This is a genomic window from Stenotrophomonas sp. G106K1 (assembly GCF_037969685.1).
Taxonomy (GTDB): domain Bacteria; phylum Pseudomonadota; class Gammaproteobacteria; order Xanthomonadales; family Xanthomonadaceae; genus Stenotrophomonas; species Stenotrophomonas lactitubi.
The window spans coordinates 58,987-82,466 of sequence record NZ_JBBPFR010000005.1 but is presented as its reverse complement, the minus strand read 5'-3'; the positions used below and the strand labels follow the sequence as shown (position 1 = coordinate 82,466).

General features: G+C 66.1%; 20 protein-coding genes. 5 read left to right on the top strand and 15 right to left on the bottom strand.

The features are described 5' to 3' along the window. The first annotated feature begins 66 nt into the window (after positions 1 to 66). Positions 67 to 2,175 carry a TonB-dependent receptor gene (locus WKB25_RS06805; protein ID WP_340569582.1) on the top strand — a complete coding sequence of 703 codons (2,109 nt, stop codon included), beginning with the start codon at positions 67 to 69 and terminating at the stop codon, positions 2,173 to 2,175. Between the two features lie 41 nt (positions 2,176 to 2,216). On the opposite strand, the gene WKB25_RS06800 is transcribed toward WKB25_RS06805, so the two are convergent. The 4 genes from WKB25_RS06800 to WKB25_RS06785 all read right to left on the bottom strand — a co-directional run bounded on the left by WKB25_RS06800 (position 2,217) and on the right by WKB25_RS06785 (position 4,670). After that, positions 2,217 to 2,732: a hypothetical protein gene (locus WKB25_RS06800; protein ID WP_340569580.1), complete on the bottom strand. Its 516-nt coding sequence runs from the start codon at positions 2,730 to 2,732 to the stop codon at positions 2,217 to 2,219. A gap of 48 nt (positions 2,733 to 2,780) precedes the next feature. Then, positions 2,781 to 3,503, bottom strand: a complete 723-nt coding sequence (locus WKB25_RS06795) for a hypothetical protein (RefSeq protein WP_340569802.1) — start codon at positions 3,501 to 3,503, stop codon at positions 2,781 to 2,783. 23 nt (positions 3,504 to 3,526) lie between these two features. Further along, on the bottom strand, positions 3,527 to 3,904 hold the full coding sequence (locus WKB25_RS06790) for a VOC family protein (RefSeq protein ID WP_340569579.1): 378 nt from the start codon (positions 3,902 to 3,904) through the stop codon (positions 3,527 to 3,529). A 187-nt stretch (positions 3,905 to 4,091) separates the two neighbouring features. Beyond that, positions 4,092 to 4,670: a TetR/AcrR family transcriptional regulator gene (locus WKB25_RS06785; RefSeq protein ID WP_340569577.1), complete on the bottom strand. Its 579-nt coding sequence runs from the start codon at positions 4,668 to 4,670 to the stop codon at positions 4,092 to 4,094. A 69-nt stretch (positions 4,671 to 4,739) separates the two neighbouring features. On the opposite strand from WKB25_RS06785, the gene WKB25_RS06780 reads away from it, so the two are divergent. Next, a complete protein-coding gene (locus WKB25_RS06780) occupies positions 4,740 to 5,285 on the top strand; it encodes a thioesterase family protein (protein ID WP_340569575.1) in 546 nt (181 codons plus the stop codon). A gap of 15 nt (positions 5,286 to 5,300) precedes the next feature. Here the strand turns inward: WKB25_RS06780 and WKB25_RS06775 are convergent, their stop codons facing one another. From WKB25_RS06775 to WKB25_RS06765, 3 genes are all read right to left on the bottom strand, one after another. Next, a complete protein-coding gene (locus WKB25_RS06775) occupies positions 5,301 to 5,981 on the bottom strand; it encodes a hypothetical protein (RefSeq protein ID WP_340569801.1) in 681 nt (226 codons plus the stop codon). A 242-nt stretch (positions 5,982 to 6,223) separates the two neighbouring features. After that, positions 6,224 to 6,970, bottom strand: coding sequence for an SGNH/GDSL hydrolase family protein (locus WKB25_RS06770; RefSeq protein WP_340569573.1), 747 nt, complete (start codon positions 6,968 to 6,970; stop codon positions 6,224 to 6,226). Between the two features lie 94 nt (positions 6,971 to 7,064). After that, positions 7,065 to 8,033, bottom strand: coding sequence for a DUF2268 domain-containing putative Zn-dependent protease (locus tag WKB25_RS06765; RefSeq protein WP_340569571.1), 969 nt, complete (start codon positions 8,031 to 8,033; stop codon positions 7,065 to 7,067). A 140-nt stretch (positions 8,034 to 8,173) separates the two neighbouring features. Between WKB25_RS06765 and WKB25_RS06760 the strand changes: the two genes are divergently transcribed. Further along, positions 8,174 to 9,157 (top strand): hypothetical protein, encoded by a 984-nt coding sequence (locus WKB25_RS06760; protein ID WP_340569570.1) that lies wholly within the window; start codon positions 8,174 to 8,176, stop codon positions 9,155 to 9,157. A gap of 13 nt (positions 9,158 to 9,170) precedes the next feature. Here WKB25_RS06760 and WKB25_RS06755 read toward each other — a convergent pair whose 3' ends face one another. From WKB25_RS06755 to WKB25_RS06745, 3 genes are all read right to left on the bottom strand, one after another. Next, on the bottom strand, positions 9,171 to 9,494 hold the full coding sequence (locus WKB25_RS06755; protein WP_340569569.1) for a hypothetical protein: 324 nt from the start codon (positions 9,492 to 9,494) through the stop codon (positions 9,171 to 9,173). Positions 9,495 to 9,649: 155 nt separating this feature from the next. After that, positions 9,650 to 12,112, bottom strand: a complete 2,463-nt coding sequence (locus tag WKB25_RS06750) for a prolyl oligopeptidase family serine peptidase (RefSeq protein WP_340569567.1) — start codon at positions 12,110 to 12,112, stop codon at positions 9,650 to 9,652. Between the two features lie 154 nt (positions 12,113 to 12,266). After that, positions 12,267 to 12,602 (bottom strand): hypothetical protein, encoded by a 336-nt coding sequence (locus tag WKB25_RS06745; protein ID WP_025876944.1) that lies wholly within the window; start codon positions 12,600 to 12,602, stop codon positions 12,267 to 12,269. Between the two features lie 638 nt (positions 12,603 to 13,240). Here WKB25_RS06745 and WKB25_RS06740 point away from each other — a divergent pair. Both WKB25_RS06740 and WKB25_RS06735 read left to right on the top strand, forming a co-directional pair. Continuing rightward, positions 13,241 to 14,017 carry a HipA family kinase gene (locus WKB25_RS06740; RefSeq protein ID WP_340569565.1) on the top strand — a complete coding sequence of 259 codons (777 nt, stop codon included), beginning with the start codon at positions 13,241 to 13,243 and terminating at the stop codon, positions 14,015 to 14,017. Further along, positions 13,995 to 14,387, top strand: a complete 393-nt coding sequence (locus tag WKB25_RS06735) for a DUF3037 domain-containing protein (RefSeq protein ID WP_340569563.1) — start codon at positions 13,995 to 13,997, stop codon at positions 14,385 to 14,387. Before WKB25_RS06740 ends, WKB25_RS06735 begins: the two co-directional genes overlap by 23 nt. 169 nt (positions 14,388 to 14,556) lie before the next feature. On the opposite strand, the gene WKB25_RS06730 is transcribed toward WKB25_RS06735, so the two are convergent. The 5 genes from WKB25_RS06730 to gyrA form a co-directional block, all read right to left on the bottom strand. Then, on the bottom strand, positions 14,557 to 15,108 hold the full coding sequence (locus WKB25_RS06730) for a DUF4952 domain-containing protein (RefSeq protein WP_340569562.1): 552 nt from the start codon (positions 15,106 to 15,108) through the stop codon (positions 14,557 to 14,559). A gap of 96 nt (positions 15,109 to 15,204) precedes the next feature. Continuing rightward, the gene (locus WKB25_RS06725) at positions 15,205 to 16,836 is read right to left on the bottom strand and encodes a peptidoglycan-binding protein (protein ID WP_340569561.1); all 1,632 of its coding nucleotides are present in this window, start codon (positions 16,834 to 16,836) and stop codon (positions 15,205 to 15,207) included. Between the two features lie 48 nt (positions 16,837 to 16,884). After that, positions 16,885 to 17,973: a lysozyme inhibitor LprI family protein gene (locus WKB25_RS06720; protein WP_340569560.1), complete on the bottom strand. Its 1,089-nt coding sequence runs from the start codon at positions 17,971 to 17,973 to the stop codon at positions 16,885 to 16,887. Positions 17,974 to 18,097: 124 nt separating this feature from the next. Then, positions 18,098 to 20,629, bottom strand: coding sequence for a membrane-bound PQQ-dependent dehydrogenase, glucose/quinate/shikimate family (locus WKB25_RS06715; protein ID WP_340569559.1), 2,532 nt, complete (start codon positions 20,627 to 20,629; stop codon positions 18,098 to 18,100). A 130-nt stretch (positions 20,630 to 20,759) separates the two neighbouring features. Next, a complete protein-coding gene (gyrA, locus tag WKB25_RS06710) occupies positions 20,760 to 23,474 on the bottom strand; it encodes a DNA gyrase subunit A (protein ID WP_340569558.1) in 2,715 nt (904 codons plus the stop codon). Positions 23,475 to 23,480 lie beyond the last annotated feature (6 nt).

The window sequence follows — 23,480 nt, the reverse complement described above, 5'->3', positions numbered from 1 at the left end:
TGGGTGACGTACCGCACCCGACCTGTTAACTTGCGCGCCTGTTTTTTCGGTTTACAGACTGTCCGCATGCCCTTCCTGCCGTATCGCCCCACCGTCTCTCCGCTGTCGCTGGCCATCCTGCTTGGCCTGTCCACCGTCAGCCATGCCGCACCACAGGCCACCACCCTCGATGCCGTGCAGGTCACCGCTGCCGATGCCAGCGCGCAGGCGAGTGAGGCGCTCAAGCGTGTGCCGGGCGCCAGCAACGTCATCGACGTGGCCAAGGCAGACAGCCGCTTGTCCAGCAGCGCCGATGTGCTGGCCTACCAGCCGGGCATCAGTGCGCAATCACCGGGCAACGAAGGCACCAAGGTGTCCATCCGCGGCTCGGGCATCAACCGTGGTCCGGGTGCACATGCCTCCGGCATCGCAGTGTCGATCGACGGGCTGCCACTGACTGGCCCCGGTGGCACGCCCTACGAGCTGCTGGAGCCTCTGTGGCTGTCGCGCGTGGAAGTACTGCGCGGGGCGAACGGCTTGGAACGCGGCGCGCTGGCACTGGGCGGTGCCATCGACTACATCAGCCGCAGTGGCCGCGATTCGGCCGGCGTGCAGCTGCACTACGAAGCCGGCAGCCGCGGCTACCAGAAGCGCGGCCTCAGCTGGGGCGGCGCCAGTGGTGACGTCGACTACTTCCTGGCCTATACAGATACCGAATTCGATGGCTACCAGCGCCATGCGGCCGGCGATGGCAAGGGCGCGATGGCCAACATCGGCTGGCAGATCACCCCCGATCTGCAGACCCGCTTCTTCGTGCGCTACCGCGAAACCAACCACGAGACACCCGGGCGCCTGACCCGTGAGCAGATCCGCAACGATCCGCGCGCGGCAAATCCGGCCAACCTGGCCATCGATGCGCGCCGTCCGCAACCGGGCAGCACCTGGGTGGGCAACGTCACTACCCTGCAGATCGACGAAGACTCATCGCTGCAGGCCGGGCTGGTCTATCACAAGTATCCGATGGACTTGAACGAAAGCCTGTACCGCCAGCAGCTGGACTACGCCAACCTCAACGCGACGCTGGACTACCGCCGCCGCCATACGCTGTTTGGCCTGGACAGCGAGACCATGATCGGCCTGCACGTTACCCACGACCTGGATGCGGATGTGCGCGAGTCGCTGCGCTTTGCCAACAACGATTATGCCGCCGGCACCCGTACGCGCGACTTCCGCCACCATGGCACCGACAGCACGCTGCACATCGGCAACAACCTGGCGGTTAATGAGCGCCTGCGCGTACAGACCGGTTTTGCACTGATCAACACCCGCCGCGATGTGCAGGTCACCTGGCCGAGCAGTGGTGGCCGCCTGCGCGAGCACGATTGGGACTACGCGCCGCGGCTGGGCTTCACCTGGCAGCAGACGCCGCAGACGCAGTGGTTCGGCAACCTCAGCCGCTCGGTTGAGGCGCCGCATCCATGGTCGATGATCTGGGGCTCGAACCAGTACTTCGGCGCGGGCAATGGTCCGTCCACCGGCCGCCAGCGCGCGCCGGTGCCGATGCAGAACCAGACCGCCACCACACTGGAACTCGGCGCACGCGGCGACGCGTCGCTGGGCCGCTGGGAACTGACCGGCTACTACGCGCACGTGAACCATGAACTGCTGAGCGTGGAACTGCAGCCGGTGCCGAACCTGTTCATCGCCGAGAACAATGCCGGCCCCACCGTGCACCGTGGCATCGAGGCCGGTCTGGACAGCACCGTGTGGCAGGCCGCACCGGGCCGTTTGTCGCTGCGCCAGGCCTATACCTTCAGCGACTTCCGCTATCGCCATGACACGCGCTTCGGCAGCAACCGCCTGCCGGGTCTGCCACGCCATGCGTACCAGGCCGAACTTCGCTTCGACCACGCTTCAGGCCTGTATGCAGCACTGAACACCGAGTACGCGTCGCGCATCGCAGTGGACTACGCCAACAGCTACTGGGCCGACAGCCACGTCATCTTCGGCAGCCGCATCGGTTACGACGCTCCGGGCGGCCGCTGGCAGCTGTGGGCGGAGATGCGCAACATCGGTGACCGCCATTACGCCGCCACCGTCACCCCCGGTTACAACGATGCCGGCAAGGACGTGGCGCGCTCCACGCCCGGCGAAGGCCGCGGCGTGTATGCGGGCATGCGCTGGCGCTTCGACTGATTCGTAACGGGAGCGCCGGGCATGCCCCGGCGCCCCCTGGATCACGCAATGCGCCAGGACGGCAGACGCTCACTGCGCCGCCACACCGTGGGCGCGAAGCCCATCATCAACAGCCCCGCCAGCCACTTCGGCGACGTACTGAGCAGCGTCGATGTCAATGCGGCATCCAGCGGCGCGGCGTCCTCCTGCCAGGGGTTGTAGCCGAGGTAGATGATGCTGCCTGCCCACCACAGCAGGGCCACCCCGATACCCACCAGCAGCAGGGCCATCATGCGGCAGGTCCAGCGCTGGGAGGTCGTCCCCCACTCGCGGGAAATGGCCACCAGCAGGCCAACCACCAGCAGCGACACCAAGGCCACCAGGCCGATGTCGACCTTGTGCCCGATGCGTTCATAGGTGCAGGCGCGGCATTGGGCTTCTTCTGTGGCCGCCTCCGGTGTGGGCGGGGCCGCTGTGGGCCCGGACTGGGCCAGCACCGCGAAGGACATCAACAGGGCGAGCATCGCCACCATCAACCAACGAACGAACTTCCTGTTACTGCGTGCAGCGACATCCATGCGCTTCTCCTTGCGTGTGATTGAAATTCAACGTCGTGGCAGATCCTGCTACAACGCCTTGAACACCTGCATCAGGCTGACAGCATCCGGTGCCAGCTCCTGCGCAAGCCAGCCCAGCGCGGCGAAGAACACCAGCAGGCCCAGCAGCGGCCAGATCGTATGGGACAGGCACAGCCGCCACCAGCCCCGCTCCTGCATACCCTGCATGCGCTTGTACAGACCACCGGCAATGGCCGCATCCACCAGCAGTTCGGCCATCAGCACCGGTGCCGACCAGACCACCCACACACTGGCCAGGAGCGCCGTAGCCACCAGCGCAATGATGCCGAGAACGGCCAGCAGCGGCAGACCGGCCTCGCCGTCGGCTACGTCCAGCAACGACGTGCTGTCGGCACTCGTGCTGGAGGACGCTGCGGATTCACCCCACGAGGCGGACGCGCCACCACCGCCGGAATGCCCACCGCTGCCACTCCACGGCGATCCCTGGCTGCCACCGCCGCCGGGCCCGGAACTCAATCCATCGGCCACCGCATCCCAGCGCCAACGGATCCAGATCCACATCAGCAGCAGGAATACGCCATAGGCCATCAGCACGGCCAGGGCATAGCGCAGCAGCATCGCGTCCATGCCCGCCAGACGCAGCGCGTGCGAGGCGAGGAACCCTGTGGCGCCGGTCAGCACAACGATCAGAGCCATCTGCAACCGTGGCCAGCCAAGATGCTGCAGCTGCCGTCGTGCGTGCATCGCTTCAGTGCTGCGGCTGCTCGGCATGGAAACGGGCGGGCGTCCGTTGCTCATATCGCCGCCTTGGTCACCGCCTCGATGCGATGGCCATCAGGATCGATCACGAAGGCCGCGTAGTAGTGGTCGCCGTAATCCGTGCGCAGGCCGGCAGGTCCGTTGTCCTGGCCTCCGGTTTCCAACGCAGCACGATGGAAGGCATCAACGGCCGCACGCGAGGTTGCCGCCAGCGCCAGATGGAAGCCGGGTCCCGGCGCAGCTGCATCGTCGCGCAGCTTCAGGCAGAGCAGGTCTTCATCATCGACCAGCCCATAGCCGATCGCGGTGTCGTCCTCGAAAACGCGGCGATAGCCAAGGGCGGCGAGCACCGCATCATAGAAGCGGCCTGCGGCATGCAGATCGCGAACCCCGAAAGAAAGATGGTGCAGCATGCGGACATCCTTGCCTGGCACGCGGGTGATGGTTGGCGGATTGTAACCACGAATCAAGGCCTCCGCCTGCCAGCCCGCATGACCAACGGATGCTGCAATGCAGGGCGACGATGGAGGCGGCGACATTGCAACCGGTCCATCGTGGCAGCCAGCCAGGACTCGCGATGATTCTCCTGGCACGGGCCACTCAAGCGGGCGGTGCAGCCGCCTTCAACAACTGCGCCGCCACCTGGTCGAACGGGGCGATGTCCTGCTGCGCGCGACTCATTGCCACCGCTCCTTCCACGCTGGCGATCACCAGGCTGGCCAGCCCGTTCGCTGCCGCAGGTTCGTGGCCGTCGGCGACGAACGCTTCAGCCAGGTGCCCCTGCCAGCGCACGAATACTGCGGCGGCCGCCGCACGCGGCTGGCTCGGCATGGCCTCCACCGGCTCCTCGACGGCCGCCGCCAGCACCGGGCAGCCGGCGCGAAAAGCGGTGCGCAGCAGGCGCTCGCGCCACAGTGCCAGGAACTGCCGCACCCCCTGCACTGCGCCGCCCTTCAGCAGCTCGATCAGCAGCGCCTCCACCTTGTCGCCGGCCATGGTGGTGGCCCGTGCCAGCAGTTCCTGTTTGCCACCCGGGAAATGGTGATAGGTGGACCCAAGCGGCGCTTCGGCCAGCTTGGTTACTTCGCGGATGCTGGTGGCATTGAGGCCCACCCGCGCGAGCATCTGCGCCGCGGCATCGATCACACGCTGGGGGGCATCGGACGATCGCGGGCTCACGGCAGCCTCCTTGCTAAGACAGTCGTCATAGACTAGCGTATCGACCGTTCTATAACAGTCGTCATAGCCATGAATCTCTGGTTCCGCCTGCTCCATCTGCTGCTGTGCAGCCTGTTCCGACCGAAGCTGGACGCGCCATTCGGGGTCTCGCGCCTGTCGTTCCGGGTACTGCCCAACGACCTGGACAGCAACCTGCACATGACCAACGGCCGCTACTGGAACATCTTCGATCTGGGCCGGCTGGACCTGATCCTGCGCATGGGGCTGGGCAAGGTGGCGCTGCGTGAGAAGTGGGCGCCGATCGTTGGCGCCGGCACCATCCAGTTCCGCCGTGAGCTGAAGCCGTTCCAGCGCTTCACCCTGGAAACGCGGCTGATTGGCTGGGTCGGCACGCGCGGCATCATGGAGCAGCGCGTGCTGATCGGCCCGGAGCAGAAAACCGCAACGCGTGCGCTGCTGATCACCGGCATCTACGACCGCCGTGCGCGGCAGTTCGTCGGCATGCCGCAGATGATGGAATCGATCGGCGTGGTTGCTCCGCCGTCGCCGGCGCTGAGCGTGGCAGCCGAGGCCCTGCTGGCTGCGGATCTGGCGTTGAAGCAGGACCATGATTGATCCCTGCCGCGCAGATCAGGGGGCAGACGCCTCCAGAATCGTGTGGGGCAACAGGGTGATCTGCGTGCGGCCGCCCACATGCAGCACATACTCGAACGTCTGCCGCATCTGACTGTACGCGCCCCCCTCGGGCGCGCCGTAGTTGGCGCCGACGCTCACGGTGTGCCGACCGGGCGTCAGTGGTTTGAGCATCAGCCAGTAGCCATCGGCTGCAGCCAATCGCGAATCGTCGTCGTCCGGATCCATGCGGAAGCAGCCTTCGCTCCTCACGCGGTGCAGGCGCATGTCACCCAGCTGCTGCCCGTCCAGCAGCACCACAGCGCTGACCAGATAGTCGTTGTTGATTGCCGCGCCGGCCTGCAACTCCTCGCAGGAGACATCCTCGCTGGTCTGGTAGCTGGCCATGTTGATGATGGGCAGCAACAGGTGCCTGCCCTCGGGCACTACGCACTCCCTGCGTGGCTGGAAGCGGCCATTGGTCCCTGCCAGGTTCCAGACCGGTCCCTCCTGGCCCAGTTCACACAGGCGGCCGTCCGGATCCATGTAGGGTGCCACCCACTGCGCATTGGCCCAGCGCCACCAACGGGCTGTCCATTCGCTCAGGGAAACGCCATCCACCGCTTCACGTGTAACCACTGACGCTGCAGGTGCAGCGATGGCGCTCGCCTGACCTGCGAGCATCAGTACCGTGGCCACGCCGGCCAAGCGCAGCCTGCTGCTGATTCCGTTCTGCATTCCCTGCCTCGTCGTCCCTGGCGGCCACCATGCGCGGCCGGCTCGGCAGACACTGTATCGCAGCGCCGCCGTGTCCGTTGGTGATGCGGCTTCTTGTGAGTGGCTGCAGGCGGAACTGGCGATAGGGTAGTGCCGGCCGCTGGCCGGCAACCCGTTCGGCATGCAGGTTGAGGTTGCAGGCCAGCGGCCGACACTACCGTGTCTCAGCGCTGGGGCACGTTCGCCTGCGCGCGCTTGATCGCGGCCTCTGCCAGCGGGGCCATCAGCGCATAGCCCTTTGCCGTCGGGTGCACGCCATCGGTTGCCAATTGCGCATCCAATCCACCGGCACGGTTGGTCATCGCTGCGTAATAGTCCAGATAGACCAGCCCTCGTGCATCGGCATGGCGCTTCAGCGCAGCATTCAATGCACGCACCTTGGGCGCAGGTGCGATGCCCGGCATCCAGGGGTACTCGCTGACCGGCAGCACCGACGCCAGCACCACCGCAATGCCATGCGCTTTCGCCAGGTCCAGCATGGCCTGCAGATTGTCCTCGATCATCGCCTGCGTGGCCGGACCGGTGTTGCCGGCGATGTCATTGGTGCCGGCCAGGATCACCACCACGCTCGGGCGCAGCGCCAGCACATCCTGCGAAAAGCGCACCAGCATCTGTGCGGTGGTCTGCCCGCTGATGCCGCGATTGAGGTAGCCCTTTCCGGGGAAGAAGGTGCTGCTGCCGTCCGCGCCCCAACCTTCGGTGATCGAATCGCCGAAAAACACCACGCGAGACTGGCCGGCCCGTGGCGCGGGCAACGCGGCATTGGCTGCACGGTATTTCTGCAGCTGCGGCCAATCGGACAGGCGCTGCTGCATGAAGCGCACTTCGTCTGGCTGCACCTGCTCGACCGGCCTGGTCAGCAGCGGATTGCTGGCCGCCTGCACCATCACTGGCGTGGCCAGCGCCGCCATGAGCAGACCAGCCGGTAGCCAAGCCGTTGAAGTCATCCTGTGCATGAGCACCCTCCGCTGTCGACCTGGGCAGTCTAGCGCGGTCTGCGAACGGTCATTTTGCCGATGCAGCCGCCCTTGCCGCTACACCGGTCACCTTGGCCGGCATCCACATCCCCGGCGTCCAGCCACTGGCCTCCAGGATCGCCTTCGGGTTGTCCTGCTGGATCAGCGCGCGCACGGCATCGCGCTTGTTGTCGGCCTGCAGGTAATACGCTTTGGCGATGCGATAGCCCACCCAGTAACCGAGGTCGTAGGGCTCCTGCGAACCCGGCGTGTAGTTGTACAACCAGGGCTTCAGATCGGTGTTGTCCATATCCAGCGCGAACGCGCTTTCGATATGCACTTCCCTGCCCCGCGTCCACCCAGCGTGCCGACCATTGCCGACGTTGCCGGAAATCAGCTCGGCGATGAACTCGGCGATCCCCTCGCCCAGCGACTCGCGCAGCACCGTCGCGCGCGGGTCGCCTGCTTCGTACTCGCTCACGCCGGTCTGCTGGATATGCACGTACTCGTGCGCGATCACGTGCACGAAGCGGTCCTGCGCGTTGGCGTTCATGAAGTCGGCCGCGCACAGCGCTTCCAGGCCGATCACCACCCCATCCGGGTACGTCATGCCCACCGGTTTGCCGCGCCCCACCACGATCGCTACCGGCGGGAACTTCGCCTGCGGGTAGATCGCCTGCAGGTTGGCGAACACCTGCACCAGTCGCTGCCGCACCGCCGGCAACTCTGCCAGGCACGCCCGTCCATTGGCATACAGCGCAGGGTCGCGCGCCATCGCCTCGCCCATGCGCTCGGCGGTCACCCGGCGCAGCTTCGCGAACTGGGCCAGGCTCGGCGTGCCCTGTGCCAGATACTGCCCCAACTGGGCCACGCTGGGCTTGCCGCCGGCCGCCTCGTACAGCGCGTAGAAACGGGTGGCATCGGCGGTCAGGATTTCAGGTCCCGGCGCCGCCGCCTGGGTGGTGCCGACCACCCCGCCGAGGGCCAGGGCAAGCAGGCAACGCAACGACACGAACATGGCTCCGTCCTTGGTGGAGTGCACGCGAAGCGCGCAATCTATCACCGTGCCAGCGCATGCGCTGCCGTATCGTGCAACGCCCTCCCCTGCTGTGCCAGACTCGCGGCGACCGGCTGCCATGGACGCAAGGGGAAGACAGGATGATGATCGTTCCAGCCTACTGGGCCGAAGCCCGCCTGCAGGACAGGTACAAGGGGCGCCCGGTGGTGGTACGCCGGTTCGGCTGGTCCGACGACGACCAGGATGCCGCGCAGGCACACGCCGATGCGCGTGCACGCGAAGCGCTCGATGACATCCTCAGCGGCCAGTCCGTGCCGCGTCGCGAGCGACGGACCAACTACGGTGTCGAAGGCATCCCGATCCGCGAGCAGATCGTGCAGCGCAGGGATGATGTCATCGTCACCCGCAACAGCTACGGCGCGTTGTGCCTGAACACCCCCGACGTCCTGTTTGCCGACATCGACCACGTGCCCACTCCCTCGGGCTGTGCTTTGCCACTGCTCGGCGCACTGGGGCTGCTGGCAGCCGGCGCACTGATCGGCGGCGCCTTGGGCAACTTCAACATCGGCCTGGCGGCCGGTGGCATCGCGATGGTGGTGGTCAACCAGATCCTGTCGGGGCGGCGCAAGCGACGACTGGCCCGGTCCGGTGGCGTCGAAGGCATCGCGCTGCAGCGCGTACAGGCGTTCGTCGAACACCATCCCGACTGGCACCTGCGGGCCTACCGCACCCCGGCCGGGCTGCGCGTGCTGGCGATGCATGCCACGTTCGAACCACAGGATGCGCAGGTGCATGCCTTCTTCAAGGCACTGGGCACCGACACGTTGTATGCACGCATGTGCACGCTGCAGCATTGCTTCCGTGCGCGGCTGACACCCAAACCGTGGCGACTTGGCATCATCGCCCGTATCCGTCCACCGGTGGCGGCCTGGTCGGCCGAGCAGGCCAGCAACCCCGACCGCCTGGCCTGGATCGCCGAATACGAAAGGAAAAGTGCCGGCTTTGCTGCATGCGCCTATGTACGCAGCTTCGGTGATGAGCGACGTGTGGACGCCAAGGCCGAACGCGTGCGCGACGTGCATGATCGGATGTCGCGTGCACTGGATAACCTGCCACTGGGATGAGCGCGCGTCGCGCTCAGCGGCCGCCCTGCACGAAGGGCTGGCCCGCCAGCGTGGTCCCCACCTGCAGAGCGACCTGCTGCCCATCCTTGGCGAAAGTACTGCTGCAGTTGTTGCCCCCCTTCTGGCAGCCCACTTCCGGGAAACCCTCCAGTGCTTCAGGCGCATCGCGTGGCGGGCTCGCCTGCCACCCTGCGGCATCAAGCAGTCGCTTGGCCTTGATATAGGGCATGCCGGGGGTGATGCCCAGCGCAGCCAGCTCATCCGGCAGCGGCTGGGCGAATGCAGCGCACGGTACAAGGGACATCGACAGCGATACGGCGAGGATGAAGGCCTTCATGGAGCGAACCCGTAGCGGACATCAGATGCGCAGCGTACCGCAGCTTTGTGGTCGGTCCATGCCTGCATCACAGATGGTTACGCAACACCCACAGGGGGATACCTGGACACGACGCCTGAATCAGAAAGGCTGCCCCGGAGGGCGGCCTTGCCGGATTACTTGGCGTTCTTCACGTAAGTGTCGAACCAGTTGAGCATTTCATGGACCAGCTGTTCGTTCGACTCCAGCGCGGTGTACCAGTGCGGCTCGTTCGGCAGCATCACCAGGCGGGTGGTACCACCATTGCCGCGGATCGCCTGGTACAGCTTGCGCGACTGGAACGGCTCGGTGCCCGGGTTGGCGTCGTCCTCACCATGGACCAGCAGCAGCGGCAGCTTGATCTTGTCGGCGTAGAAGAACGGCGAGGCCTTCAGGTACACATCCTGCGCCTGCCACACCGAGCGACGTTCGTTCTGGAAGCCGAACGGGGTGAAGGTCTTGTTGTACGAACCACTGGTTGCCACGCCGGCCTTGAACAGGTTGGTGTGGGCGATCAGGTTGGCGGTCATCAGGCCACCATGGCTGTGGCCGGTCACGCCGATGCGGTTGCGGTCGACCACGCCCAGTTCTACGGCCTTGTCCACCGCCGCCTTGGCATCGGCTTCCAGTTGTTCCAGATAAGTGTCGTAGGCGTTCTTCGGGTCACCCACGATCGGGAACGAGGCGTTGTCGATGATCGCGTAGCCGGCCAGCAGCATCAGGCGGTACGGCTGCAGACGGGTGAAGGTCTGCTGCGAACCGGACACCTGCCCGGCCTGTGCGGCATTGGCGAAGTCGGCCGGGTATGCGTACAGGATCGCCGGTACGCGCTGGCCTTCCTTGTAGCCCGGTGGCGTGTACAGGGTGAACGACAGGTCCACGCCATCGGCGCGCTTGTAGGTCACCAGGCGTTTCTGGATCTGCCGCACTTCCGGGGTCGGGTCGACCAGCTTGGTCAACGCGGTCGGCCTGGACTCGAACTGCGCTTCGCCGGCCTTGGCATTGTCGATGCGCTCACCGAGCAGCCGCACGAATGCGTTCGGCGGGTCCATCACCGACTGGTGCCAGGTGACCAGATGGCCCGGCGTGGCACTGAAACCGATGATCTGCTCATACGCATCGGCAGCGCTGCGGAACAGACGTTCGCTCTTCAGCGTACCCAGGTTGAGCGCATCCAGGAACGGACGGTCGCCCTGCGGCGACGCGCCCTGCCCGCGCAGGAAGACGGTGTTGCCCTCCTGGCGCACCACCGGCGCACCGCTCGGCAGGCGCTTGAACACCAGGTTGCCCGGGTTGCCGTACAGCTCATCGCTGGACATGTCCCACAGTAGTCGCCCTTCCTTCTTCGGCTGGTCGACATCGACGATGCGGGCCTGCATCCAGTGGCGGTTCTCGTCGTTCTCGAACTGGAACGACACGGCCGGGTCGGCCGACCACGCAAAGCCCTCGAAACGCTGCGCAGTGCGGGCGATTTCCACCGGCTTGCCGGTGAACGGTGCCTTCAGCATCAGCACGCGATCGCGATGCGGCACGCTCACCTTCCAGTCGCCCTTGTCCAGAGCTTCGGCATAGACCAGGGTAGCCGGGTCGGTGGAGCGCCAGTCGTAGCCGCGTGGGCCTTCCGGCACCCCGTGAACCGGCACGCGATCGGCCAACGGCAGGCTGGCCAGCACCGTGTTGCGGCCATTGCCGAGATCCAGCACGGCCACATCGTTGGCGAAGCGCTGGTAGGTCACCGCATGTGAGAACGGTGCCTTCAGGGTTTCGGTCAGCACGTGCACGCCATCGGGTGCGGCGTTGACGTCGTTGTACAGCGCCGGCTGGCCAACCGCGCGCACGCTGCCGGCAGCGGCATCGACCACCGCCAGCTGCGAGGCACCGTAATAGGCGAACAGCTTTTCATCGTGCACGCTGGTCAGCGTGTCGCGCGCTTCATAGGTGCTGCTCTCGCCACTGCTGCCCAGCGATTCCTGCGCGTCCGGGCCGGTGGGCGTACCGCCGTTGGACGGCGCCGGCCCCTGGTTGGCCGGCACCAGCTTCACCAGCAGGCTCTGGCTGCCACCCAGCCATTGCACGGTGCTACCGAAAATGGGGTTCAGCTGCACGTTCGGCACCTGCTTCACCTGGCCGGTGGCGGCGTCGCCCACCCACAGCTGCACGCTGGTATCGACCGCATTCTGGAAGGCGAAACGGCTGCCATCGGCCGACCACTGTGCGGCCCCTGCGCAGCCCTGCGGCAGGTTGACCTTGGTGCTCTTGGCGCTGACGATCTCGACCAGGGTGAAGTCGGCCACACAGGCCGGAATGCCGTAGCCGCCGGGGGTGTCGTGGCGGCTGCGGTTCTTCGGTTCCAGTCGCACGCCGGCCAGCTTCAGGTACGGCTGGGCCACCCGGGTGATGGATGGATAGGTCTGCGCGGTGGTCAGCAGCAGGCGCTGGCCGCTGGGGTCGATGTTCGGTGCTGGCGGCGGCGGGGCCTTGAGTACCTTGAGCAGGTGTTCCGGCGGCTTGGCGTAGTCGGCGAAGGCCGGGCCGGCGGCCAACAGGCCGAGCGTGGCAACGGCAACGGCCGCCGCCAGAGAGGTACGACGGATGAGCATCCTTTTCCCCTGGGAGTGAGTTGGGCCCCCGCACTACGGGCATGGGCCGAATCTAACACCCCCCGCCCACCGGGAAATGGGCCGGAAGGGCTAGTCGCCCCATTCTGCAAAGCGTGGCCCTGCATGGCCCGGCCCCTCCCTGGATGCCACTCACCTACTGCCGCGCGTGCAGTTCCCAGGTGGACAGATAATCGGGATCGATCACCGTCACCCCGCTGGACCGCAACTGGTATTCACCCGGGGCGGCCGGCAGGTACTGGTCCAGCATCGGCGGCAGGTAGCGCTCATGCCCGTCATCGCCATCGGCCAGCACCAGCCCCTCTTCGGCACTGACCCTCAGCACGGTGCCGGCAAACTGCTCCAGCCCCTGTACCTGGCCATCGCCACCAAAACGGGTAACGCCCACCAGTACCAGCTTGCCAATCATCTGCGCGGCCTTGGCATCATCCAGATCCAGGGGCGGCAGGGCTCCTCTCGATTCGTTGCTCATCGTGCACCTCGGAAGCCTGCGTGGACATCGTGGACGAGATGCGCGCCCAGTGCTGCGAACGAAGCAGCGTCGTGGGGCGACTCGCATGCATGTGGGGCTCTGCGCACTGCAGGATGCAGAGCCAACCCTCGTTGCTCAACTCACGGAAGAATTCTGTCTGACACTGCATGAACCGCAGCAACGGTCTCAGCATGGTCGCCAACATCAGCGCATTCCGCCTGGGCGAAACAGCGGGTGCTGATGCGGCGGCTGTACGTGTGAACAGGACTGTGCATCGCGGGCCTCCTTGCCGGGGAAGTGGCCTCGCAGGCCACACTCAACACTGCGCAATGCGGCGGAAACAAGCTGGCAGGAGTCGGTCGCGGAAAAGCGGTAGGGACACCTGCAACCGGGGGCCACACCAACGCTTGATCGTCTACACGGTTGAATGCTGCCACCGGCCACGGAATGACGAAGTGAAGAAGATTCCCTGACATGCGGGGCACCCCGTCGCCGCAACAGAAGGTGCCGGTGGTGAAGGGCGCACTGCCCGATCCTCCATCGCTAAACACCCGCCGAGGCCGCACAACGGCCGAGGCGGGCATGCCGGTGAGCCGTGCGATCAGCAACCGGCGCGGGGGCCACGCTAGAATGCCCTCATGCGTACCGTCCATGCCCTCCGCTACATCACCCCCTTGCGGGAAGGTGGCTCATTGCCCGCCGTGGTCGAGACCGACGACGACGGCATGGCGGTGCTCAAGTTCCGTGGTGCCGGCCAAGGCCCGAAGGCGCTGATTGCCGAGTTGATCGCGGGCGAGATGGCTCGCGCGGTGGGCCTGCCGATTCCGGAGATTCTGTTCGTGGAGCTGGACAGCGAGTTCGCCCGCACCGAGCCCGACCCGGAGATCCAGGACCTGATCCACGCCAGCGAAGGCCTGAACCTGGGCCTGGATTACCTGCCCGGCGCGATCAACTACGACCCGGCGGCGATGCCGGTGGACGCTGAGCTGGCGTCGCGCATCGTCTGGTTCGATGCGTTCACCAGCAACGTCGACCGCACCACGCGCAATCCCAATCTGATGGTCTGGCACCGCAAGCTGTATCTGATCGACCACGGTGCGGCGATGTACTTCCATCACGACTGGGCCACTGCCGGCGATGCCTGCGAGAAGCCCTTCGTGCTGATCCGCGACCACGTGCTGCTGTCGTTCGCCAGCCGTATCGCCGAGGTCGATGCCGCACTGGCCGCGCGCCTGCCGGATGCGGAAATCGAGCGCATCGTCGGACTGGTGCCGGACAGCTGGCTGGTCGATGAGCCGGCCTTCGACAGCCCCCAGGCTTACCGGCAGGGCTACGTCAACTACCTGAAGCATCGCCTGAAGGTGCGTGCGGTGTTCGTGCAGGAGGCCATCCGTGCCCACGCTGCACACGTATGACTATGCCGTCATCCGCGTCGTACCGCGGGTGGAACGCGAGGAGTTCATCAACGTCGGCGTGATCGTGTCCTGCCCGGGCGCACGCCACCTGGAAGCGGCGATCGAGATCGACGCTGCGCGACTGCAGGCCTTCGCGCCGGCGCTGGATGTTGAAGCGCTGCAGCCGTGGCTGGATGCCATCGTGGCGATCTGCCGGGGCGATGCCGGCGCCGGCCCGATCGCGCAGCTGCCCGCGCGTGCGCGCTTCCATTTCCTGACCGCCAAGCGCAGCTCGGTGGTGCAGATGTCCAGCACACATGTGGGCCGCACGGCGGACCCGGCGGGCGTGGTCGAACACCTGATGGCAAAGATGGTGCGGGTACCGACCTAGTACCCTACTTGCCGCCGCCCCAGCGTGCGGTCATTTCGCTGCGGATCGGCGTGCGTTCTGTGTTGCGGTCCGTTGTGGTGAAGCGCATCGCCTTGACCGCGTTCAACGCCCAGCCGCTGAAGCATGATTGTCAGTCTTGTACGCCAGCGGCGGGTACAAACCTACGCCATCACGGGCTTTTCCGGTTCACCGCCACAGTCACCGTGAAGTAGGGAATCGCGCTCCACTGCGTGCGCGGATGATGCAGCGATTCCACGCCCATGCCGATCTGGTACTTCACGCTGCCCGGCTGCTCGCGCCAGAGATAAGGCGCGCCGTTGCTCCAGCCACAGCAGACGTACTTCAGTGGCGGCATGCCGAAGGCCTGCTGCAGATAGGCTTCGATCTTCGCCGCCGAGGCGCCGCTGACGCGATACCGCGCTTCCATCGGCTGGATGTAGGAATCGTCGTCCTGCGTGCAGCCTAGGTATTCCAGCTCGGCTGGTTTACGTCCCATCGCCTGCAGGAAATCCTGGCAGACGGTGTCGGGGCGGGCCAGGCCTTCGGAGCGGCCGTGCAGTTCCCATTCTGCGATCGCACCGGCAGGCGTCTGCGCGCTGGCAGTGACGGCGCTGCCGATCAGCAGCAGAAACCCAGCGCTGCAGCGGAGTCGGACAGAACAGGACGCAGGCGGTTGCAGCGGGGCGATGGCAGATCCTCCGTGGGCGTGACGAAATGCCATCGTAATCGACCGACGCGGCCACCCGGTGCGAACGCTTCGATCAACGCTCCTCCGCAGCAGCGACGGCCCCACAACGGGCACGTCGCTGCCGCCGGCTCACGCCAGCGACGGCCCCCGGTTCTCGTGCTGGCGGCTGTCGAGGGCGAGTTGCTGCTCGCGCTGCCGGTTGTCACCGGCCAGATCGCTCACCATGTCGTCCATCGAACGTGTGGGCTGCGCCGTATCCACACTGGCGCGCTCACCGGGAATCATACCGGAGACCCACAGGCGATCTCCGGCCATCATTACCCGGTCGACGCGCCCGGCGTCGTCGATGCCGTTGCGCTTGGACTCCAGCACGGCCCGCATGACGTGCTCATCGCCGATGGCTCCGGGCACTCCCTGGCGGATGCGCTCGAACAGCGCTGCGTCCTTGGCTGACAGCGACTCCACGCCACTGTGCTGCGGCAGCGGTTCCTGTGCGGTGGGGCCAGCGACGGGCGGATTCGCCGCAGCCTGCTGCCGCGCTTGTACCTGCTCCGGCTGGAACTCCGCCCGCGTATAGGGCGGACGCTGCGGCGGCCAGTTCTCCGCGCGGTCGAATTCGGTGGTGGGGGCAAACTCCCGCGCCACCGCTGCGTCGTTCAACTGCCGGCGCGCATCTTCATCAATGGTGTTGCCCGGGCGCAGGGGCAGGCCGTAGTCCTGCTGGAAGTCGCGCATGGCCGCCTGCATGCCGGCATCAAACGTGCGCGCATCGCGCTCGGCACGTGGGTTCGGTTCGGCAAGGTACCCCAGCGCCTCCAGCTGGCGGCGCATCTCGAACACCGGCTCGCCCTTCTCACCTGGGCGCAGGTTACCGTCGGCCAGCGGCCCGGTCAGGTCAGTCACCGTCCGGCGCTTGAAGTCCGGATCGACCGCCAGCGTGTCGGTGCGCATGCGCTCCAGCAACGCATCGTCGATGCGGCCATTGGCCGGATTGATACCCCGTTCGGTCTGGAAGCGGCGCACGGCCTGCTCGGTGGATGAACCGAAGTCACCGTCGGGCTTGATCGCGGCATTGGCGTTGTTGCGGATGTCCAGCCGCTGCAGGTACTGCTGTGCTTCCAGCACCTGCTGGTTGGCGTCACCACGGTGCAGGTCCATCGCCCCAGCGGGCCCCTGATGGATCGGCACCGGCATCTGGAAGTCCGGCTGCTGCACGCGCTGGACCAGGCCGGCGACCTGCGCTTCCCATCCAGTGGCGAGCGTGGCGATGGTGTCTGGATGGGGGCTGCCGTTGTTCAGCTCACCGCCATTGACCGAGGCCCTCGCCTGACGGTAGTCGACATGGTTGGCGTTGACGTTGTCGGACAGCCGCGCGCCGAACATGCCATCGCGCATACCCACCACCAGCACCTTGGTGGCGATTTCCGCTTCGGCCGCCCGCTGCGGATGCTCGACCAGCTCGCGGCCCATTCCCAGCGCCTCGCCCAGCCGCTCGTAGTTGTTGACGTGGGTCAGGTGGGCAAAGCCCCGGCCGAAATACTCTTCACCGCCGAAGTAGCGCAGATCCACCGCCTGCTTCCTGCCCCAGTCTTCCTCCGGCGCGGCGAAATCGCGCGATTCGTGCTGCGCTGTGGCCAGCACATAGGCAATCTGCCGGTGGTCGGTAATGCCATTGTCGATGCAGGTACGGACGATCATCTCGACCGACTGGTCCCGGGTCAGGCCGAAGCCTGACCCACCCTTTCCATAGCCTTCGCTCATCCTTCAGCTCTCCAGTTCCGGTACGCATCCGTTCGTCGGGGGGAAGACCTACTTCAGCAGGTCCGATTCGGTAGGGGCTTGGCCCTTGCAGGTGTCGTAGCGGCGCATCAGCAGCGTGCGTGGCTCGGTTCCGCGCAGCTGGATGACCTTGTCCTCCCGCTCGCACGGGCCGACCTTGCCGCGCAGGACGAACCGTCCGTTGTCGATATGGTCGATGTCACGTCCGCCGATGGCGTCTTCCAATGCCCTGGCACGCACGTAGCGGTTGCCCTTGGCATCGAACAGGTAGAACGCGTGGACGGGAACGTTGTAGACACCGTTCTTGTCCTGCCACACCTGCAGATCTGGCAAGCCATCGCCGTTGAAGTCAGAAGCAGCCAGCAGAACGGCGGCCGCAGCATGGGCATTGGCACCGGCGCGGGTCAGGCGTGACTGCACGCCCGTGACTGCAACCTTTCGGCCGCCACGGGTCACGCCCATGCTCCGCACCTGACAGGTTGTCACGTTGCCGGTGCCGCTGCAGTCGGCCACCTGGAAGACCACCTGCAGCGCAGGCGTGATCCTGCCCTCGCCGGGCTGAAGGACGATCCTGCCCTGCCTATCGGGTGCGCCATCTGCGGTATGGGCGGCGACCTGCGCCGGTGCCGGGGCCGCCTTGGCTTCAGCAACCAGCGCCGCCGCACCACCGCCCTGCAGCTGGCGGGCACGCAGCAGGGTCATGTGCGTACGGCACTGCTGTGCATCCAGTTGGGCAGCGGCATTGCCGCCCTCCGGGCAACGGCTGTCGCGCTGGCGCAGCCATTGCCGCTGCAGATCGCGCAGTAGCTGCTGATCACCGGCTGCCATCGTGGAACGCGCCGCGCTGTAGGCGAGGTTGAGCGCATCGTCGTGCACCTTGAATTCAGCATCGACACAGCGACGGCGAGCGTCCGCCACCGTGTCCGCGCTCGCCATGCACGGCGCATAGGCAGCGCTCAGGAAGCGCGCATCGCCGGCGATCAGTTCGGCACCGCTGGGCAGCTTGCGTACGGCGGGCGGGGGCGAGGCCTGCGCGGTTGCCCACAGGCAAGGGCCAAGCAGAAGCAGCCCAGCCAGCAATCGAGTGGCACGCCCCGGCAGGCGTTCAGAGTTCAGCATGCGTTTCCTTCCCAGGGGGCTTTGGCCAACCCCGTCCTGTTCCGATGATGGATCGTGCACACTCACCCACGCAACTTCGGCGACAGCGGTCACCTCCAACCGACCGCCCACGGATCGCCAGGCGCTATTCCGGCAACGCATACGCCATCACATAATCCCCCGCCGGCGTCTCCATGAAATGGTGGCCGCCGGCCATGATCACCACGTACTGCCGCCCGCCCTGCTCATACATCATCGGGTTGGCCTGGCCACCCGCTGGCAGCTTGGTATGCCACAGTTCCTTGCCGGTCTTCAGGTCGATGGCACGCAGCAGGTCATCGGTCGCTGCGGCGATGAAGATCAGGCCGCTGGCGGTCACCACCGAACCGCCATTGTTAGGCGTGCCGATCTCAATGGGCAGGCCGGAGCGGATGCCAAAGGGGCCGTTGCCGCGTGCGCTGCCGAACGGCCGGTCCCACAGCAGCTTGCCGCTGCGCAGGTCGATCGCACGGATGCCGCCATAGGGCGGCTGCTTGCACAGCAGGCCGGTGAACGGCAGCCGCCAACCGGCATTGACGTCGATGCCATAGGGCGTTCCCACCTGCGGGTCCCCTGCCCCTTCGGCACCGCCCTTGTCCGCGCGGATCTGCTCGCGCGGCAGCCAGCCCTTGCGGTCGGCCTCGGCGCGCGGCACCAGCCGGTTGTAGTTGGGCATGTCGTTGTAGTTGGCCACGATCACGCCGCGCCGCGTATCGATGGCCACGCTGCCCCAGTCCGAACCACCGTTGTAGCCGGGGTATTCGATGGAATGGTGATCGCTGCGGGGCGGCGTGTAGAACCCTTCGTAATGCGCCTTGCGGAACTGGATGCGGCAGACCAGCTGGTCGATGGGAGTGATGCCCCACATGTCGCGCTCGGTCAGCGCGTCGTCGCGCCGCAGCGTGTGGTACAGCGAGAACAGCTGGGTGGCGGCACGCTGCTCGGGCTCTACCCCGCCCTGTGGCACCTTGCGCTCTTCGGCCGGGGTCAGCAGCTGGCCGTTGCGACGGTCGAGGATGTAGATGTCGCCCTGCTTGGTGGGCAGCAGGATTGCCGGCACCTTCCCCGATGCCGTCGGGTAATCGATCAGGCTGGCCTGTGAACCCAGGTCGTAATCCCAGACGTCCTTGCGCACCGCCTGGAAATGCCAGACCGGCTTGCCGGTGGCTACATCGATGGCGACCAGCGAGGTCGCGTATCTGTTCTGGTTTTCCGTGCGCGAGCCACTCCAGTAGTCGCCCGCGGCATTGCCCATCGGCAGGTACACCAGGCCCAGCGCTTCATCGCCGGTAGCCGTGGTCCACATGTTCGGTGTGCCACGCGTATAGGTCTGCTCGCGCGGTGGCAGGCCGCTGCGCTCGGGCTGGTCCATGTCCCACGCCCAGCGCAGCTTGCCGCTGATCGCGTCGTAGGCCTGGATGACGCCGGAGGGCGCGTCGCGGCGCTGACCGTCCAGTACCTGGTGGCCGGTAACGATGACACCGCGGACGATCGCCGGCGGCGAGGTGATCGATACGTAACCCGGTGGCACCTCGCCCATGCCCAGGGTGATGTCGACCTGGCCGTTGTTGCCGAAGTTCGCGCAGGGGCGACCGCTGTCGGCGTCCACCGCGATCAGGCGGCCGTCCAGCGTGCCTTCGATGATGCGTGCACTGCAGGCTGAGCGGCTCCCTGGCGCCGCGCTCTGATGGGTGCGGGTCGGCGGCGGCGCGGGCAGCGCGAGATCGGCGGCCACGTCAGCCAGTGCGGCATCGGCCAAGGGCGGCGCGCTGGGCAGCTCGTAATAGGACACGCCACGGCAGGCGGCCGTGTACGGGATCGAGGCATCCTTCACCTTTGGATCGAACCGCCATAGTTCCTTGCCGTTGCCGGCATCGAGGGCGATCAGCTGATTGCGCGCGGTGCACAGGTACACCCGATCACCGATCTTCAATGGCGTGGTTTCCGCACCCCAACGCTTCTTCGGCAGGTCGCCGGTGCGGAACTGCCACGCCAGTTGCAGGGTGCCTACGTTGTCAGGGGTGATCTGCTGCAGCGGCGAATAGCGGGTGGCGGCATTGCTGCGCCCCCATGACGGCCAGTCGCCATCCGCCGGCTGGTCGGCAGGCTGCAGGCCGGTGGTGTCACGGGTGGGATCAAGCCCGGCGCTGACCGCCGGCTCCGGGAACGGCTGATGCCCGTCGACCACGCCATGAGGGGTGAACGCGAGGGCGAAGGCGGCCACGAACACCAGCATCAGTACAGCGGCCACGCTGCGCGACAGGCGCCTGGATACCGGCGCCTGCAGGGTCGGCGCCAGCAACGCCAGGACGATGCCGAGCACCGTCACCAGGCCCAGCCGCGGCACCCATCGCCAGTAATCGCTGCCCGACTCCCACCAGGTCCACAACAGGCTGCCGATGAACACCAGTGCATACAGCAGTGCGCCGCTACGCCGATTGCCCCACAACAGGATGCCGCAGACCAGCAGGCCGAGGCCGGCGATGGCGTAGTACCAGGAGCCCCCGAGGCTGGCCAGCCAGCCACCGAGCCCGCCGATGACCAGGCCGAGCACGATCAGCAACAGAGCCAGGACGGTGATCAGCGGGTGGCGATAGGTGGGCGTGGCGACGGAAGCGGACTGCGGCATGGCGGACATCGGCGATCTCCGGGGGCAGCATGCGCCCTTATGCCATCGTCACCGTGAAGTGCGTGCGTATTTTCGAACGCAGACACGACGACGCCGGCACAAGGCCGGCGTCGTCGGGTACCTCAGCATCGCGACAGGATCACTCCTGCGCGGCGTCCTCGCTGCTGGCAGCAACCGGTGCGCCGTCGGTCGCGGCCGGGGTGGCGACAGCCACCTCGTCCTCGTCCTCGTCGATCGAGGCATCCATGCGCTCCACCGCCTGCAGCTTTTCGTCCTTGGACAGGCGGATCAGGGTCACGCCCTGGGTGTTGCGGCCGACGCGGCTGATTTCCGAACCACGGGTACGCACCAGGGTGCCGCCGTCGGAGATCAGCAGGACTTCATCGTCGGTACCCATCAGCACCGCCGCAACCAGCTTGCCATTGCGCTCGGTGGTCTGGATGCCGATGACGCCCTGCGTGCCACGACCCTTGCGCGGGTAGTCCGGCAGCGGGGTGCGCTTGCCGTAGCCGTTTTCGGTGGCGGTGAGGATGTAACGCAGGTTGGCGTCGTCGGCACCTTCGATCACCGCGTCGCCCGTGGCGATGGCTTCCTCGACACCGTTGTCGTCCTCGCTCTCATCCTCGACGCCGCCAGCACTCTCGGCCACGATCAGGCTGACCACTTCCTCGCCGGCCGGCATCCTGATGCCACGCACGCCGGTAGCGGTACGACCCATCGAGCGGACCTTGTCTTCACCGAAGCGCACGGTCTTGCCGTTGGAGGCGAACAGCAGGATGTCGCGCTCGCCATCGGTCAGGCCGACGCCGACCAGGGCATCGCCTTCGTCGAGATTGATCGCGATCTTGCCGCGGGCCAGACGGAAGGCGAACTCGCCCAGCGGGGTCTTCTTGACCGTACCGTTCTTCGTGGCAAAGAACACGAACTGGCCATCGGCGTACTCGCGCACCGGCAACACGGCCTGCACGCGTTCGCCGGGCTCCAGCGGGATCCAGTTGATGATCGGACGACCGCGGGCGTTGGAACCGGCTTCGGGCAGCTGGTACACCGGCAGCCAGAACACCTTGCCCGAACTGGTGAAGGTCAACAGCGTGTCGTGCGTGTTGACCAGCCAAAGCTGTTCGATGAAATCCTCTTCCTTGGTCGACGCCGCGCTGCGGCCACGTCCGCCACGGCGCTGCGCACGGTACACACTCACCGGTTGGCGCTTCACGTAGCCGGCGTGGGAGACGGTGACCACCACGTCTTCCGGGGCGATCAGGTCGAGGATGTCCAGATCTTCTTCGCTGTGGCGGATCTCGGTACGGCGCTCGTCACCGAACTCGGCACGCACGTTGATCAGCTCTTCGCGGATCACCTGCAGCAGGCGGTCGGGATCTTCCAGGATATGGATCAGCCCGGCGATCACTTCCAGCAGCTGCTTGTATTCCTCGGTCAGGCGGTCCTGCTCCAGCCCGGTCAGGCGGTGCAGGCGCATTTCCAGGATCTGGGTCGCCTGGATCTCGGTCAGCTGGTAGCCGCCTTCGATCAGGCCCACACCCTTGGGCAGGTCATCGGGACGCGAGGCTTCGGCACCGGCGGCGCCGAGCATCGAGCCTACCAGGCCAGGCTCCCACAGGCGCGCAAGCATGCGTTCGCGGGCTTCACCCGGATTCGGCGAGGTCTTGATCAGTTCGATCATCTCGTCGATGTTGGCCAGCGCAACGGTCAGGCCTTCCAGCACGTGGGCACGGGCGCGCGCCTTGCGCAGCTCGAACACGGTGCGGCGGGTGACCACTTCGCGACGGTGGCGGACGAAGGCCTCCAGCATCTGCTTGAGGTTCATCAACTGCGGGCGACCGTCGACCAGCGCCACCATGTTGATGCCGAACACCGACTCCATCTGGGTCTGCTGGTAGAGGTTGTTGAGCACAACCTCGGCCGACTCGCCACGCTTGATTTCGATGTAGATGCGCATGCCGTCCTTGTCGGACTCATCGCGCAGCTCGCTGATGCCTTCGATCTTCTTTTCCTTGACCAGCTCGGCGATCTTCTCGATCAGACGCGCCTTGTTCACCTGGTAGGGAATTTCAGTGACGATGATCGATTCGCGGCCGTTGTCGGCCACTTCGACATCCGCCTTGGCACGGATGCGCACGCGGCCACGGCCGGTGCGATAGCCGGCGATGATGCCGGCGGTGCCGTTGATGATGCCTGCGGTCGGGAAATCCGGGCCCGGGATGAACTCCATCAGGCCGTCGATATCGATTTCCGGATTGTCGATCAGCGCGATGCACGCATTGATCGATTCGGTGAGGTTGTGCGGCGGAATGTTGGTCGCCATGCCCACCGCGATACCGGCCGAACCATTGACCAGCAGGTTCGGGAACCGGGTCGGCATGACCGTCGGCTCCAGTTCCTTTTCGTCGTAGTTGGGCTGGAAATCGACGGTTTCCTTGTCGATGTCCGCCATCAGCTCATGCGCGAGCCGCGACATGCGCGCCTCGGTGTATCGCATCGCCGCGGCGGAGTCGCCGTCGACCGAACCGAAGTTACCCTGGCCATCGACCAGCATGTAACGCAGCGAGAACGGCTGTGCCAACCGCACCAGCGTGTCGTACACCGACTGGTCGCCATGCGGGTGGTACTTACCGATGACGTCACCGACGATACGTGCCGACTTGAAGTAGGGCTTGTTGCTGTGCGCGTTGAGTTCATTCATCGCAAACAGCACACGACGATGCACCGGCTTGAGGCCATCGCGCGCATCTGGCAGCGCGCGCCCCACGATCACGCTCATGGCGTAATCGAGGTAGCTCTTGCGCATCTCGTCTTCCAGGTTGACCTGGATGATTTCCTTGGCGGTTTCTGCCATTCGGGT

Coding starts and splice junctions, on each gene's coding strand:
- WKB25_RS06805 (WP_340569582.1), top strand. CDS start 67: ATGCCCTTCCTGCCGTATCGCCCCACCGTCTCTCCGCTGTCGCTGGCC.
- WKB25_RS06800 (WP_340569580.1), bottom strand. CDS start 2,732: ATGGATGTCGCTGCACGCAGTAACAGGAAGTTCGTTCGTTGGTTGATG.
- WKB25_RS06795 (WP_340569802.1), bottom strand. CDS start 3,503: ATGCCGAGCAGCCGCAGCACTGAAGCGATGCACGCACGACGGCAGCTG.
- WKB25_RS06790 (WP_340569579.1), bottom strand. CDS start 3,904: ATGCTGCACCATCTTTCTTTCGGGGTTCGCGATCTGCATGCCGCAGGC.
- WKB25_RS06780 (WP_340569575.1), top strand. CDS start 4,740: ATGAATCTCTGGTTCCGCCTGCTCCATCTGCTGCTGTGCAGCCTGTTC.
- WKB25_RS06770 (WP_340569573.1), bottom strand. CDS start 6,970: ATGGCGGCGCTGGCCACGCCAGTGATGGTGCAGGCGGCCAGCAATCCG.
- WKB25_RS06765 (WP_340569571.1), bottom strand. CDS start 8,033: ATGTTCGTGTCGTTGCGTTGCCTGCTTGCCCTGGCCCTCGGCGGGGTG.
- WKB25_RS06760 (WP_340569570.1), top strand. CDS start 8,174: ATGATGATCGTTCCAGCCTACTGGGCCGAAGCCCGCCTGCAGGACAGG.
- WKB25_RS06755 (WP_340569569.1), bottom strand. CDS start 9,494: ATGAAGGCCTTCATCCTCGCCGTATCGCTGTCGATGTCCCTTGTACCG.
- WKB25_RS06750 (WP_340569567.1), bottom strand. CDS start 12,112: ATGCTCATCCGTCGTACCTCTCTGGCGGCGGCCGTTGCCGTTGCCACG.
- WKB25_RS06745 (WP_025876944.1), bottom strand. CDS start 12,602: ATGAGCAACGAATCGAGAGGAGCCCTGCCGCCCCTGGATCTGGATGAT.
- WKB25_RS06740 (WP_340569565.1), top strand. CDS start 13,241: ATGCGTACCGTCCATGCCCTCCGCTACATCACCCCCTTGCGGGAAGGT.
- WKB25_RS06730 (WP_340569562.1), bottom strand. CDS start 15,108: ATGGCATTTCGTCACGCCCACGGAGGATCTGCCATCGCCCCGCTGCAA.
- WKB25_RS06725 (WP_340569561.1), bottom strand. CDS start 16,836: ATGAGCGAAGGCTATGGAAAGGGTGGGTCAGGCTTCGGCCTGACCCGG.
- WKB25_RS06720 (WP_340569560.1), bottom strand. CDS start 17,973: ATGCTGAACTCTGAACGCCTGCCGGGGCGTGCCACTCGATTGCTGGCT.
- WKB25_RS06715 (WP_340569559.1), bottom strand. CDS start 20,629: ATGTCCGCCATGCCGCAGTCCGCTTCCGTCGCCACGCCCACCTATCGC.
- gyrA (WP_340569558.1), bottom strand. CDS start 23,474: ATGGCAGAAACCGCCAAGGAAATCATCCAGGTCAACCTGGAAGACGAG.